Source organism: Citrobacter sp. Cpo037, assembly GCF_030332945.1.
Taxonomy (GTDB): Bacteria; Pseudomonadota; Gammaproteobacteria; order Enterobacterales; family Enterobacteriaceae; genus Citrobacter; species Citrobacter portucalensis.
Genome location: NZ_JAOWGW010000058.1, coordinates 22298 through 35455 on the forward strand (window position 1 = coordinate 22298; position 13158 = coordinate 35455).

Genomic DNA, 13158 nt, shown 5'->3' on the forward strand with positions numbered 1-13158 from the left:
GCGACTTCGCCTTACCCGGCCTACAAAAGCTTTACTGCGCGGAAAAGTTACTGATATTCGCTCATCGGCACGCAGGAGCAGAACAGGTTACGGTCACCGTAAACATCATCAAGGCGTTTCACGGTCGGCCAGTATTTGTTCGCCACACCAGCCGGGAAGACGGCGATTTCGCGGCTATAACCGTGATTCCACTCCGCGACAAGCTCGTTTTGCGTGTGCGGCGAGTTAACCAGCGGGTTATCTTCCAGTAACCATTCACCGGCTTTCACGCGATCGATTTCAGCGCGGATTGCCAGCATCGCATTGATAAAGCGATCAAGTTCCACTTTGCTTTCAGATTCAGTCGGTTCAACCATCAGGGTACCCGCGACCGGGAATGACATAGTCGGCGCATGGAAACCGTAATCGATCAGACGCTTGGCAATATCCAGTTCGCTGATGCCGGTCTCTTCTTTCAGTGGGCGAATGTCGAGAATACATTCATGCGCCACGCGACCGTCGCGACCGGTATACAGTACCGGATAAGCATCTTTCAGACGGCTGGCAATGTAGTTAGCATTAAGGATCGCCACCTGGCTTGCCTGCTTCAGACCTTCTGCGCCCATCATACGGATGTACATCCAGCTGATTGGCAGAATAGATGCGCTACCGAACGGCGCCGCAGAAACTGCGCCCTGACGGGTGAGCATTCCTTCAATCTGCACTACGCTGTGACCCGGTACGAACGGTGCCAAATGTGATTTGACGCCAATCGGTCCCATACCTGGGCCGCCGCCGCCGTGCGGAATGCAGAATGTTTTATGCAGGTTGAGGTGCGAGACATCTGCGCCGATAAAGCCTGGCGTGGTGATCCCAACCTGAGCGTTCATGTTCGCGCCATCAAGGTAAACCTGGCCGCCAAACTGGTGTACAACGTCGCACACTTCACGGATCGTTTCTTCATACACGCCGTGAGTAGACGGATAGGTCACCATGATGCAGGAGAGGTTCGCAGCATGTTGTTCTGCTTTTGCTCGCAGATCGTCCAGGTCAATGTTGCCGTTCTTATCACAGGCGACAACCACTACCTGCATCCCCGCCATCTGTGCGGATGCCGGATTGGTGCCGTGGGCAGAAGCCGGGATCAGACAGATATCGCGATGGCCTTCGTTACGGCTTTCGTGATAGTGACGAATCGCCAGCAGACCCGCATACTCGCCCTGCGCGCCGGAGTTCGGCTGCATGCAGACGGCGTCATAACCGGTCAGTTTTACCAGCCACTCGGAAAGCTGGCCGATCATCTGGTGATAACCTTCTGCCTGCTCTGGCGGGCAGAACGGGTGAAGTTCAGCGAATTCCGGCCAGGTGATAGGGATCATCTCGGCGGCAGCGTTCAGCTTCATGGTGCAAGAACCCAGCGGGATCATCGCCTGGTTCAGCGCCAGATCTTTGCGCTCCAGCGAGTGCATGTAGCGCATCATCTCGGTTTCGCTGTGATAGCGATTAAACACCGGATGGCTGAGGATCGCATCGTCACGCAGCATGCTGTCCTGAATGGAACGGCTGTCGAGCGCCACATCTTTATCCAGCGTATCGATATTCAAACCGTGGCTGTCGCCCAGCAGAACATTGAACAACTGCACCACGTTTTCACGGGTGGTGGTTTCATCAAGCGTAATACCTACCGCGTTATGGATATCGCTACGCAGGTTGATTTCTGCCGCTTCGGCACGCGCCAGAACAGCCGCTTTGTCGGCCACTTCAACACACAGAGTGTCGAAGTAGTGCGCATGGCGCAGCTTCAGCCCTTTCTGCTGCAGGCCGGCCGCCAGAATATCAGTCAGGCGGTGGATGCGATTAGCGATACGTTTCAGGCCAACCGGACCATGATAAACGGCATACAGGCTGGCGATGTTGGCCAGCAGAACCTGCGAGGTACAAATGTTGGAGTTCGCTTTCTCGCGGCGGATATGCTGCTCGCGAGTCTGCATCGCCATGCGCAGTGCGGTATTGCCCGCCGCATCTTTCGATACGCCGATAATACGGCCTGGCATGGAGCGTTTGAATTCGTCTTTAGCGGCGAAGAATGCCGCGTGTGGGCCGCCGTAACCCATCGGAACGCCGAAGCGTTGCGCAGAGCCGAAAACAATATCCGCGCCCTGTTTGCCCGGTGCAGTCAGCAGTACCAGCGCCATAAAGTCGGCAGCGACACTGACCACAACTTTACGGGATTTCAGCTCGGCAATCAGTTTGCTGTAGTCGTGTACTTCACCGGTGGTGCCAACCTGCTGCAACAGCACGCCAAACACATCCTGGTGATCCAGTGCTTTCGCCGCGTCATCAACAATGACGTCAAAGCCAAAGGTTTCTGCACGGGTGCGAACCACGTCCAGCGTTTGCGGGTGAACATCAGCCGCCACAAAGAAACGGTTGGCATTTTTCAGTTTGCTGACACGTTTGGCCATCGCCATGGCTTCAGCAGCCGCAGTGGCTTCATCCAGCAGAGAAGCGGAAGCCATATCCAGCCCCGTCAGGTCCAGTGTGACCTGTTGGAAGTTCAGCAGAGCTTCCAGACGCCCCTGGGAGACTTCCGGCTGATACGGCGTATATGCGGTGTACCAGCCTGGGTTTTCCAGCATGTTACGCAGAATAACTGGTGGCAACTGCACGGCGGTGTAGCCCATGCCAATGTAGGACGTGAAGCGCTTGTTACGCCCGGCGATGGCTTTTAATTCAGCCAGCGCAGCGTATTCGGTCGCCGCCTCGCCAACCTGTGGCGGGGTTGCGAGCTGAATGTCTTTCGGCACAATCTGGCCGATCAGCGCGTTTAACGACTCGGCGCCAACCGCATTCAGCATCTCTTGCTGCTGCGCGGCGTCCGGTCCGATGTGGCGTTCAATGAAAGCGCCGCTGTTTTCAAGCTGGCTTAACGTCTGTGTCATGGGCGATGGTTCCTGAAACGTGCAGTGAATCGTGATGGTCTCTGTCTACGTGCCCGGTGGCGCTAGCGCTTACCGGGCCTACGCATGCTTTGTAGGCCGGATAAGCGCAGCGCCATCCGGCAAAAGCGTATTTACTCGTCTTCTAACAAAGCTTCGTATGCGGTCGCATCCAACAGCGATTCAATTTCGCTTTCATCGCTGGCTTTGATTTTGAAAATCCAGCCACCCGCATACGGCTCGCTGTTGACCAGTTCCGGGGAGTCGCTGAGCGCATCGTTAACCGCAACAATCTCACCGCCTACTGGCGCATAGATATCGGATGCCGCTTTTACGGACTCCGCAACGGCGCAATCATCGCCCGCGCTGACGGTGGCGCCAACTTCTGGCAGGTCAACGAAAACCATGTCACCTAACAGCTCCTGAGCGTGTTCGGTGATACCAACGGTGTAAGAGCCGTCAGCTTCTTTGCGCAGCCATTCGTGTTCTTTGCTGTATTTCAGTTCTGCAGGTACGTTGCTCATCAATCAATCTCCAAAAAAGGATGAATTACGCGACGGCTTTGCCGTTACGCACAAAAACAGGTTTAGTCACTTTTACCGGCATTTCACGGTTACGGATCTGTACGATCGCAGTCTCACCGATACCCGCAGGCACGCGCGCCAACGCGATGCTGTAACCCAGGGTTGGGGAGAATGTGCCACTGGTGATAATGCCTTCATGCTGGTTGCCAGAAGCATCGGTGAAACGCACCGGCAGTTCATTACGCAGCACGCCCTTCTCAGTCATCACCAGCCCGACCAGCTGTTCGTGGCCTTTTTCGCGCTGCATTTCCAGCGCTTCACGACCAATAAAGTCGCGGTCAGCCGGTTCCCACGCGATGGTCCAGCCCATGTTGGCCGCCAGCGGAGAAATACCTTCGTCCATCTCCTGGCCATACAGGTTCATACCCGCTTCCAGACGCAGGGTGTCACGCGCGCCGAGACCGCAAGGTTTGACACCAGCCTGAACCAGCGCACGCCAGAAATCTGCCGCCTTTTCATTCGGCATGGCAATTTCATAACCTGCTTCGCCGGTATAACCGGTGGTTGCGATAAACAAATCACCTGCCTGAACGCCGAAAAACGGCTTCATGCCTTCAACCGCATGACGCTGCTCGTCAGTAAACAACGTAGCTGCTTTTTCCTGCGCGTTTGGACCCTGCACCGCAATCAGCGACAGGTCGTCACGAACGGTGATGTCGATGGCGTAAGGTTCAGCGTGTTGGGTAATCCAGGAGAGGTCTTTTTCGCGGGTGGCGGAGTTTACAACGAGGCGGAAGAAATCTTCAGTGAAGTAGTAGACAATCAGGTCATCTATCACGCCGCCCGAAGCGTTGAGCATCCCGGAGTAGAGGGCTTTACCCGTCTTCGTTAGCTTCGCGACGTCGTTTGCCAGCAGATAACGCAAGAACTCCCGGGTGCGGCTACCGCGCAGGTCGACGATGGTCATATGCGACACATCAAACATTCCGGCGTCGGTGCGAACAGCATGGTGTTCATCGAGCTGAGAACCGTAATGCAGTGGCATCATCCAGCCATGGAAATCGACCATGCGCGCGCCACATAGCGTGTGTTGTTCGTACAAAGGAGTCTGTTGAGCCATCTTTTCCTCGTTGAATAAGCGGGGCTACCAACTCTTTCGCGGTGAAATTTTCGCCACGAAACCCAGCACCGCAGCCGCTCCAGGGGCTACGACGCAAACGTTCTCTTTGTCCTGAACTTACCACCGAAACAGACGCTAAACCATAAGTCAAAATTAACCATCACATTAGCTTATGGCGAAAAACAGCCAGATCGCTAACAGAATAAAACTCCATACACATAACAATTAATCAGAACAACAAACGAATATAAGCGCAAAATTACAGCACCAATCCATATTAAATGTGGAAAAAATGTCAAAAATGGCGTTATGAAAAAAACGTAAAATTAGAAAAACTAATGCGAAAAAAGGAGTGGAATTAGATTATTTCAAATGAGAGAAGCACCCCGGCGCGAAGGCCGGGAGAGGAAAGTGTGACGGGTCTCAAACTCTTAAGATTGTCCTTACGGACACTAACGTAACCACTCGGGAAGATCGTTCAGTCCCATCGCCTGACGGATGAGTTGTGGTTTTACGCCCGGGAGGGTATTGGCCAGTTTCAGCCCAATATCGCGTAGCAGTTTTTTCGCCGGATTCTCGCCTGCAAACAGTTCACGGAAACCCTGCATCCCCGCCAGCATCAGCGCTGCGCTATGCTTACGGCTGCGCTCGTAGCGGCGTAAATAGAGATACTGACCAATATCTTTTCCCTGACGCTGTAGCCGCTTAAGCTCATCGATCAGTTCCGCCGCATCCATAAAGCCAAGGTTAACCCCCTGACCCGCCAGCGGGTGGATGGTATGCGCCGCATCCCCCACCAGCGCCAGACGATGGGCCGCGAACTGGCGGGCATAACGTCCCGTCAGCGGAAACGCCTGACGTTCGCTTTCAAGGCTGCACAGCCCCAGACGATTATCAAAGGCGATATTCAGCGCCTGATTAAACTCGTCAACGCTTGCCTGCTGCATACGTTCTGCTTCCTGCGGCGAGAGCGACCAGACGATAGAGCACAGGTGCGGATCGCTGAGTGGCAGGAATGCCAGAATCCCCTCGCCATGAAACGCCTGACGCGCAACCGTACCGTGAGCTTCCTGCGTACGGATAGTCGCCACCAGCGCATGATGACGGTAGTCCCAGAAGGTGAGCGGAATGTCCGCTTTATTGCGCAGCCAGGAATTAGCACCATCGGCACCGACGACCAGACGCGCCGTCAGCATTGCGCCATCTTTGAGGCTCAGAAATGCCTCGTTCTCGCCCCAGGCCACCTGCTGTATTTCAGCTGGCGCCATCATCGTAATATCCGCTGAACGCTGCGCCTTTTGCCACAGTGCATAATGGATTTCTGAGTTTTCAACGATGTGACCCAAATGGCTGTAGCCCATGCTCTGGTCATCAAACGCAATACGTCCAAAGCTGTCTTTGTCCCAGACTTCCATGCCGTGGTAGCAGCAAGCGCGACGAGCAACAATGTCGGACCAGACGCCAAGACGGGTAAGCAGTTTTTCGCTGGCTGCATTAATGGCCGAAACGCGAAGCTGAGGAGGAGCATCCGCCGCCAACGGCTGCGGAACATGTTGTTCTAACACCGCAACGCGCAACCCGCTGCCCTGCAGGCCGCAGGCAACCGCCAGTCCCACCATGCCGCCACCAACAATTGCTACATCAACACTTTGCACTGTTTGTACCTCGAAACCTGTAATCCGTAGGCCTGATAAGCGCAGCGCCATCAGGCATTTTTGCGGGGACCCTTGCCGGATGTCGGCGTTGCCTTATCCGGCCTACAGGTCATATTTATCGTGCAACCCAACCCAGGGTCCGCTCCGCCAGCGCATCGCGCGCAGGGGTGAATAATTCCATCGCCATCAACCCGACATTGCGCCCAACAACCAGCGGGGCCCAGTGATTGGCAAACAAATACACTAAATTGTTGGTCACACCAATCGTCGTCTCGCGATCGCGCTCGCGGCGCTGCTGATAGCGTGCCAGCACCGCATAATCCCCCACATCTTCCGCGCCGTTCTGCGCCTGCGTCAACGTCTCTGCAAGGCTCATTACATCGCGCAGGCCAAGGTTGAAACCTTGCCCGGCAATGGGATGCAGCGTCTGGGCGGCGTTCCCTACCAGCACGGTACGATGGGTAATCGCTTTCAGCGCCGTAGTTAACGAAAGCGGATAAGCGCTGCGTTTACCAGACTGGGTAATACGTCCCAGTCGCCAGCCAAATGCGGTTTGTAGTTCACGGCAAAACTGTTCGTCGGACCAGGTCATGATCTCATCACGCTGCTCCAGTGGATGGCACCACACCAGCGAGCAGCGACCGTCAGACATTGGCAGCATTGCCAGCGGGCCATATTGCGTGAAGCGTTCAAACGCTCGCCCGTCGTGCGGTACAGAGGTCGTGACGTTGGCAATCACCGCCAGTTGCTCATAAGGCTGTTGCAGCCAGTCAACACCGCAGGCAGTCGCCAGTGCGGAACGCGTGCCGTCAGCAGCCACCAGCAGGCGACCGGTAATCATCTCGCCATTCTCCAGCGTCACTTCAACGCGCTCCCGCGTGCGCGACACGCTGGCTACGCGGTCGGGGCAGTGCAATGTGACACCCGGTGCTTTGCGCAGCAGCGCAAACAGACGCAGCCCGACGTCGTGCAGTTCTACCACCTGGCCCAGAGCCGGAATACGGTATTCCTGCGCATCCAGCGTCACAAATCCGGCATGGCCGCGATCGCTGACGTGAACCGTTTTAATGGCCGTTGCGCAATCGGCAATCGCCTGCCATACGCCAATTCTCGCCAGCTGTTGGCAGGTTCCTGCCGCCAGCGCGATCGCCCGGGCGTCAAACCCGGGATGGAGGTCAGTTTCAGGTTCGCTCGCTTCTATCAGATGAACCGGCAGAGTCCCATGGCTGAGCTGAGAAATGGCCAGCGCCAGCGTCGCACCGACCATACCACCACCAACGATAATCACGCTCATTGCAGTCGCGCCGCAGCCATTAAGGCTTCAATGTCATCAGCTTTCTTCACTACGCTGGCGGTCAGGTTTTCATTGCCGTCCTCGGTGATGAGGATGTCATCCTCAATACGAATGCCGATACCACGATAAGCCGGCGGTACATCGGCGTCCGGCGCGATATACAGTCCCGGTTCGACGGTGAGTACCATTCCCGGCTCAAGAATACGTGAGCGGTCCTGACCATAAACGCCGACGTCGTGCACATCCAGACCCAGCCAGTGACTTAGGCCATGCATAAAGAATGGGCGGTGAGCATTTTCGGTAATCAACTGATCGACATCACCGTGCAGAATGCCAAGTTTCACCAGGCCCGTAATCATGATGCGCACCACTTCGCCAGTGACTTCCTGAATGGACGTTCCGGGACGATACAGACGCAGGCTGGTCTCTAAGGATTCCAGTACGATATCGTAGATTTCACGCTGTGCTGGGGTAAATTTACCGTTTACCGGGAAGGTACGCGTAATGTCACCCGCATAGCCTTTGTATTCACAGCCAGCGTCAATCAGCACCAAATCGCCATCGCGCATTTCACTTTCATTTTCGGTGTAATGCAGGATACAGCCGTTTTCACCGCTGCCGACAATCGTGTTATAGGACGGATAACGCGCGCCATGACGGGTAAATTCATGGTGAATCTCCCCTTCTAACTGGTATTCAAACATTCCCGGACGGCATTTTTCCATCGCGCGGGTATGCGCCAGTGCGGTGATTTCTCCGGCACGACGCATGACCGCGATTTCTTCCGGTGATTTGAACAGGCGCATTTCATGCACCATCGGACGCCAGTCGATAATCGCGGCAGGCGCGTGCAGATTTTGTCTGGAGCCTTTGCGCAGTTTATCCAGCGCCGTGCACACAATCTCGTCGGCCCAGGCATACTCGCCCTGGGCGTGGTATACCGCGTCCAGACCATTGAGCAGCAAATACAGCTGTTGATTGATTTCACTGAAGGCCAGCGCCCGGTCAACGCCAAGTTTTGCCGGGGCAGCATCCTGGCCCAGACGGCGGCCAAACCAGATCTCCGCCGTCAGATCGCGAACCCGATTGAACAAAACGCTGTGGTTATGAGTGTCATCACTTTTGATCAGCACCAGCACGGCTTCAGGTTCGTTAAAACCGGTGAAGTACCAGAAATCACTGCTTTGGCGGTAAGGGTATTCACTGTCCGCGCTACGCGTCGTTTCCGGTGCGGCAAAAATCAGCGCGGCGCTGCCGGGCTGCATTTGTGCCAGTAAAGCCTGGCGACGACGCTGGAATTCTTGCTGAGATATCTCGCTCATCACACTCTCCTTTGCGTTTCGTTCTTAGTGCAGAGTCGGTTTACGGACTTCCGGCGCGGTCGGCTGCTGACGCGTAAACGTGTCATGACACAGCAAGGCGGCTACGCGCACGTATTCGATGATCTCTTCGAGCGACATTTCCAGCTCTTCCTGATCTTCGTCTTCGTCATATCCCAATTGAGCGATATTGCGCAGGTCGTCAATCGCTTCCCCGGTTTCGCCGGTCACTTTGTCGAGCTTCGGTTGCGTGACGCCAAGGCCCAGTAAAAAGTGGTTTACCCATCCCGCCAGCGCATCGGCGCGATCGAACACGCTGACGTCATCCCCTTCAGGCAGATAAAGCTGAAAAAGGAAGCCGTCGTCTTCGAGGGCATCACTGGTGGCTGAGTGCATTTTCAGCAGCGCCTGAGCCAGCTCGTGACCAAAGGCCAGACCTTCGTTCGTCAGGTCGTGCAGCAGCGGCTGCCATGAGCTGTCGTTATTTCCGCCGCAAATCATTCCGCTTATCAAGCCGTGCATTTCGGCCGGGGTTAATCCAGCCCCTTGTTGGTTCAAAAACTGGCTAACTTCGTTGTAACCAGGCATTTCGTTCTGTATAGACATAAGCATTCGTCATCAAAGGGAGGAATATTCATGGTATGCTACCACTTTGGACCCTGGTGGACCAGAAAAGGGCTTGTATCTTGATACCAGGGTAGCTATAGTGTCGCCCCTTCGCGGACCCACGGTCTGGAGACGAAGGCAGCGCAGTCAATCAGCAGGAAGGTGGCATGTCTGCACAACCCGTCGATATCCAAATATTTGGCCGTTCACTGCGAGTGAATTGCCCGCCTGAACAAAGGGATGCGTTGAATCAGGCTGCGGACGATCTCAATCAGCGATTGCAAGATCTGAAAGTTCGCACTAGAGTCACAAATACTGAGCAGTTGGTTTTCATCGCCGCGTTGAACATCAGCTATGAATTAACTCAGGAAAAAGCGAAGACGCGTGAGTACGCGGCGAGCATGGAACAACGTATTCGGATGCTACAACAGACCATCGAACAGGCGTTGCTTGATCAGGGTCGCATAACCGAAAAAACGGGCCAAAACTTTGAATAACACTTTTCGGTTTACTGTGGTAGAGTGACCGTGAAGACAAAATTTCTCTGAGATGTTTGCAAGCGGGCCAGTCCCCTGAGCCGATATTTCATACCACAAGAATGTGGCGCTCCACGGTTGGTGAGCATGCTCGGCCCGTCCGAGAAGCCTTAAAACTGTGACGACGCATTCACCTTGAACCAAGGGTTCAAGGGTTACAGCCTGCGGCGGCATCTCGGAGATTCCCTTCTACCTGGCAACAGCCATGACATTACTTTCTGAACTCCCTTTATCCCGGCAAGAAATCCGTCAACTGATTCGGCAGCGTCGTCGTGCGCTTACTTCCGAACAGCAACGACAATACGGTCAGCAAGCCGCGACCCGAATGCTCAGTTATCCCCCTGTTGTACTCGCTCATACCGTGGCGGTATTCCTCTCGTTCGATGGCGAACTCGATACCCAGCCGCTAATAGATCAGCTGTGGCGAGCGGGCAAGCGCGTCTATCTTCCGGTTCTTCATCCCTTCAGCCCTGGCAACCTGCTGTTCCTGCACTATCATCCGCACAGCGACCTGGTAACCAATCGCTTAAAGATCCAGGAACCACGACTTGATGTACGTGACGTATTGCCGCTCTCACAACTGGATGTACTGATTACGCCGTTAGTGGCGTTTGATGAGGTCGGGCAACGCCTGGGTATGGGCGGTGGATTTTATGACCGTACGTTGCAAAACTGGCAGCAGCATAAGATCCAGCCCGTAGGCTACGCGCACGATTGTCAGCGAGTGGAAAAGCTGCCTGTCGAAGAATGGGATATCCCACTGCCTGCGGTGGTGACGCCATCCAAAATCTGGGAGTGGTAGCTTTTTTTGCCAATTGCGGCAAGGCTCGAAAACAGAATGTATGCGTGACAGGAAGAGATTTTGAGGCCGGGAAATCAGAGGAAAGATGGGCAGGTCAACCGCCTGCCCATGTAGAGGAAATCAGTACAGCAGACGAGCGCGAATGGTTCCCGGAAGGGCTTTCATCGCCAGCAGCGCTTTCTCTGCCACATCTTCATCCGCTTCAATATCAATAACCACGTAACCTACCTGTGCGGAAGTCTGCAGATACTGCGCGGCAATGTTGACGCCCTGCTCGGCAAAAATCTGGTTCAGCGCAGTCAGTACGCCCGGACGGTTTTCGTGAATGTGCATCAGACGACGACCGCCGTGCAGCGGCAGCGAAACTTCCGGGAAGTTAACTGCAGACAGCGTAGAGCCGTTGTCGGAATACTTGGTCAGTTTCCCAGCCACTTCCAGACCGATGTTTTCCTGTGCTTCCAGCGTTGAACCACCAATGTGCGGCGTCAGGATCACGTTGTCGAAATCACACAGCGGCGAAGTGAAAGGATCGCTGTTGGTTGCCGGCTCGGTTGGGAATACGTCGATTGCTGCCCCTGCCAGGTGCTTGGTCGCTAACGCGTCGCACAGCGCAGGAATATCAACAACTGTGCCGCGTGCGGCGTTAATCAGCAGTGCGCCTGGTTTCATCAAGGCAATCTCACGCGCGCCCATCAGATTTTTGGTGGAGGCATTTTCCGGTACGTGCAAACTGACCACGTCGCTCATATTGAGCAGGTCGGAAAGATGCTGCACCTGCGTGGCGTTGCCGAGCGGGAGTTTATTTTCAATATCATAGAAATAGACGTGCATCCCCAGCGATTCCGCCAGAATGCCTAGCTGAGTACCAATGTGGCCGTAGCCGATGATCCCCAGTTTTTTGCCACGCGCTTCAAACGAGCCGGTAGCCAGTTTATTCCACACGCCGCGGTGTGCTTTGGCGTTTGCTTCGGGTACGCCGCGTAGCAGGAGCAGCAGTTCGCCAATCACCAGTTCCGCAACGGAACGCGTGTTAGAGAATGGCGCATTAAACACGGGGATCCCGCGCTTTGCCGCAGCGCTGAGATCAACCTGGTTGGTGCCGATACAGAAGCAGCCAATCGCGACCAGTTTCTCTGCGGCGTCAATCACATCTTCAGTCAGATGGGTACGGGATCGCAGGCCAATGAAGTGGGCATCACGGATGGACTCTTTCAGTTGTTCAGTGTCCAGAGCGCCTTTATGAAACTCGATGTTGGTATAACCTGCTGCACGAAGGCTTTCGAGCGCTTTTTGATGCACGCCTTCAACCAGCAGAAATTTAATCTTATCTTTCTCCAGTGATACCTTTGCCATTTCCCCGACCCTGTCTTTTTTTGTTCAAACTGATGTGTTGTGTGTGGGATTTTCATCCGTCTCTTCAACATATCAAAAAATAATATTGCGGCAATATGAACGTTTGCGTCGCCGTGCTGAAGAAATGTCATTCAGAGAGAAATGTCAGAGGAAAATACTGGCGATAACTTTTTCTTTGGAGAGATCGGCAGGACAATATTATAAACGTGACACAAGTCACCAAATTTGCCCTGCCAAAATTTTTTTAACGGGAGAAGACACTCCCGTCAGATCATTTTACGATAGTTTTCACGCCGTCTGGCGTACCGATCAGCGCGACGTCCGCACCACGGTTGGCAAACAGACCGACGGTTACCACGCCCGGAATCGCATTGATGGCGTTTTCCATCGCGATGGCATCGAGGATCTCCAGACCGTGTACATCAAGGATCACGTTACCATTGTCCGTCACTACACCCTGACGGTATTCAGGACGACCGCCCAGCTTCACCAACTGGCGAGCCACAGCGCTGCGCGCCATTGGGATCACTTCAACCGGCAGCGGGAAGTTACCGAGAATATCGACTTCTTTGGACGCGTCGGCAATACAGATAAATTTCTTCGCCACGGAAGCAATAATTTTTTCACGGGTCAACGCTGCGCCGCCGCCCTTGATCATCTGCATGTGGCCGTTGATTTCATCCGCGCCGTCAACGTATACGCCGAGGCTGTCCACTTCGTTAAGATCGAACACGTGGATACCGAGGCTTTTGAGTTTTTCGGTTGAAGCGTCCGAACTGGATACCGCACCTTCAATCTGACCTTTCATTGTGCCCAGCGCATCAATAAAGTGTGCGGCTGTTGAACCTGTACCTACGCCCACAATGGTACCGGGCTGTACATACTGAAGTGCCGCCCATCCTACTGCTTTTTTCAGTTCATCCTGCGTCATGATCGTTTCGCCTGTGGTGTGAATATGGTGGGAAAATTCACGCGCATTATAGAACATTGTGCAGAAAAATGTCCCCACACCCGCTCGCAAGCGGCGGATT

At 54.5% G+C, this 13158-nt stretch carries 11 protein-coding genes and 1 other RNA gene; 3 read left to right on the forward strand and 9 right to left on the reverse strand.

Translation table 11 applies throughout. From position 1 onward, the window contains the following. Positions 1-47: 47 nt before the first annotated feature. The 7 genes from gcvP to OGX94_RS11265 all read right to left on the reverse strand — a co-directional run bounded on the left by gcvP (position 48) and on the right by OGX94_RS11265 (position 9436). Entirely contained in the window at positions 48-2921 is a 2874-nt protein-coding gene (gene gcvP / locus OGX94_RS11235; RefSeq protein ID WP_257662076.1) for an aminomethyl-transferring glycine dehydrogenase, read from the reverse strand. Positions 2922-3052: 131 nt separating this feature from the next. Continuing rightward, positions 3053-3442 (reverse strand): glycine cleavage system protein GcvH, encoded by a 390-nt coding sequence (gcvH, locus tag OGX94_RS11240; RefSeq protein WP_003026965.1) that lies wholly within the window; start codon positions 3440-3442, stop codon positions 3053-3055. Between the two features lie 25 nt (positions 3443-3467). Beyond that, positions 3468-4562, reverse strand: a complete 1095-nt coding sequence (gcvT, locus tag OGX94_RS11245; protein WP_003825494.1) for a glycine cleavage system aminomethyltransferase GcvT — start codon at positions 4560-4562, stop codon at positions 3468-3470. A 452-nt stretch (positions 4563-5014) separates the two neighbouring features. Continuing rightward, on the reverse strand, positions 5015-6217 hold the full coding sequence (ubiI, locus tag OGX94_RS11250; RefSeq protein WP_257662077.1) for an FAD-dependent 2-octaprenylphenol hydroxylase: 1203 nt from the start codon (positions 6215-6217) through the stop codon (positions 5015-5017). A 115-nt stretch (positions 6218-6332) separates the two neighbouring features. Continuing rightward, entirely contained in the window at positions 6333-7511 is a 1179-nt protein-coding gene (ubiH, locus tag OGX94_RS11255) for a 2-octaprenyl-6-methoxyphenyl hydroxylase (RefSeq protein WP_286569244.1), read from the reverse strand. Next, positions 7508-8833: a Xaa-Pro aminopeptidase gene (gene pepP, locus OGX94_RS11260; RefSeq protein ID WP_060683272.1), complete on the reverse strand. Its 1326-nt coding sequence runs from the start codon at positions 8831-8833 to the stop codon at positions 7508-7510. Before pepP ends, ubiH begins: the two co-directional genes overlap by 4 nt. A gap of 24 nt (positions 8834-8857) precedes the next feature. Continuing rightward, on the reverse strand, positions 8858-9436 hold the full coding sequence (locus OGX94_RS11265; RefSeq protein WP_003026978.1) for a YecA/YgfB family protein: 579 nt from the start codon (positions 9434-9436) through the stop codon (positions 8858-8860). A 167-nt stretch (positions 9437-9603) separates the two neighbouring features. Here OGX94_RS11265 and zapA point away from each other — a divergent pair, with 167 nt between their 5' ends. The 3 genes from zapA to OGX94_RS11280 all read left to right on the forward strand — a co-directional run bounded on the left by zapA (position 9604) and on the right by OGX94_RS11280 (position 10774). Then, positions 9604-9933 carry a cell division protein ZapA gene (gene zapA, locus OGX94_RS11270; protein WP_003026980.1) on the forward strand — a complete coding sequence of 110 codons (330 nt, stop codon included), beginning with the start codon at positions 9604-9606 and terminating at the stop codon, positions 9931-9933. Positions 9934-9974: 41 nt separating this feature from the next. Beyond that, a non-coding RNA gene (ssrS, locus tag OGX94_RS11275) (6S RNA) lies at positions 9975-10158 on the forward strand. Positions 10159-10177: 19 nt separating this feature from the next. Continuing rightward, a complete protein-coding gene (locus OGX94_RS11280) occupies positions 10178-10774 on the forward strand; it encodes a 5-formyltetrahydrofolate cyclo-ligase (protein ID WP_003825482.1) in 597 nt (198 codons plus the stop codon). Between the two features lie 120 nt (positions 10775-10894). Here the strand turns inward: OGX94_RS11280 and serA are convergent, their stop codons facing one another. Beyond that, a complete protein-coding gene (gene serA / locus OGX94_RS11285; protein ID WP_003825480.1) occupies positions 10895-12127 on the reverse strand; it encodes a phosphoglycerate dehydrogenase in 1233 nt (410 codons plus the stop codon). A gap of 271 nt (positions 12128-12398) precedes the next feature. After that, positions 12399-13058: a ribose-5-phosphate isomerase RpiA gene (gene rpiA, locus OGX94_RS11290; RefSeq protein ID WP_003825479.1), complete on the reverse strand. Its 660-nt coding sequence runs from the start codon at positions 13056-13058 to the stop codon at positions 12399-12401. Positions 13059-13158: the final 100 nt, after the last annotated feature.

What these genes read in the sequence shown, in the direction of transcription:
- rpiA (WP_003825479.1), bottom strand. Translation starts at nt 13,058, where the DNA reads ATGACGCAGGATGAACTGAAAAAAGCAGTAGGATGGGCGGCACTTCAG.
- serA (WP_003825480.1), bottom strand. Translation starts at nt 12,127, where the DNA reads ATGGCAAAGGTATCACTGGAGAAAGATAAGATTAAATTTCTGCTGGTT.
- zapA (WP_003026980.1), top strand. Translation starts at nt 9,604, where the DNA reads ATGTCTGCACAACCCGTCGATATCCAAATATTTGGCCGTTCACTGCGA.
- gcvH (WP_003026965.1), bottom strand. Translation starts at nt 3,442, where the DNA reads ATGAGCAACGTACCTGCAGAACTGAAATACAGCAAAGAACACGAATGG.
- gcvP (WP_257662076.1), bottom strand. Translation starts at nt 2,921, where the DNA reads ATGACACAGACGTTAAGCCAGCTTGAAAACAGCGGCGCTTTCATTGAA.
- pepP (WP_060683272.1), bottom strand. Translation starts at nt 8,833, where the DNA reads ATGAGCGAGATATCTCAGCAAGAATTCCAGCGTCGTCGCCAGGCTTTA.
- ubiH (WP_286569244.1), bottom strand. Translation starts at nt 7,511, where the DNA reads ATGAGCGTGATTATCGTTGGTGGTGGTATGGTCGGTGCGACGCTGGCG.
- OGX94_RS11280 (WP_003825482.1), top strand. Translation starts at nt 10,178, where the DNA reads ATGACATTACTTTCTGAACTCCCTTTATCCCGGCAAGAAATCCGTCAA.
- OGX94_RS11265 (WP_003026978.1), bottom strand. Translation starts at nt 9,436, where the DNA reads ATGTCTATACAGAACGAAATGCCTGGTTACAACGAAGTTAGCCAGTTT.
- gcvT (WP_003825494.1), bottom strand. Translation starts at nt 4,562, where the DNA reads ATGGCTCAACAGACTCCTTTGTACGAACAACACACGCTATGTGGCGCG.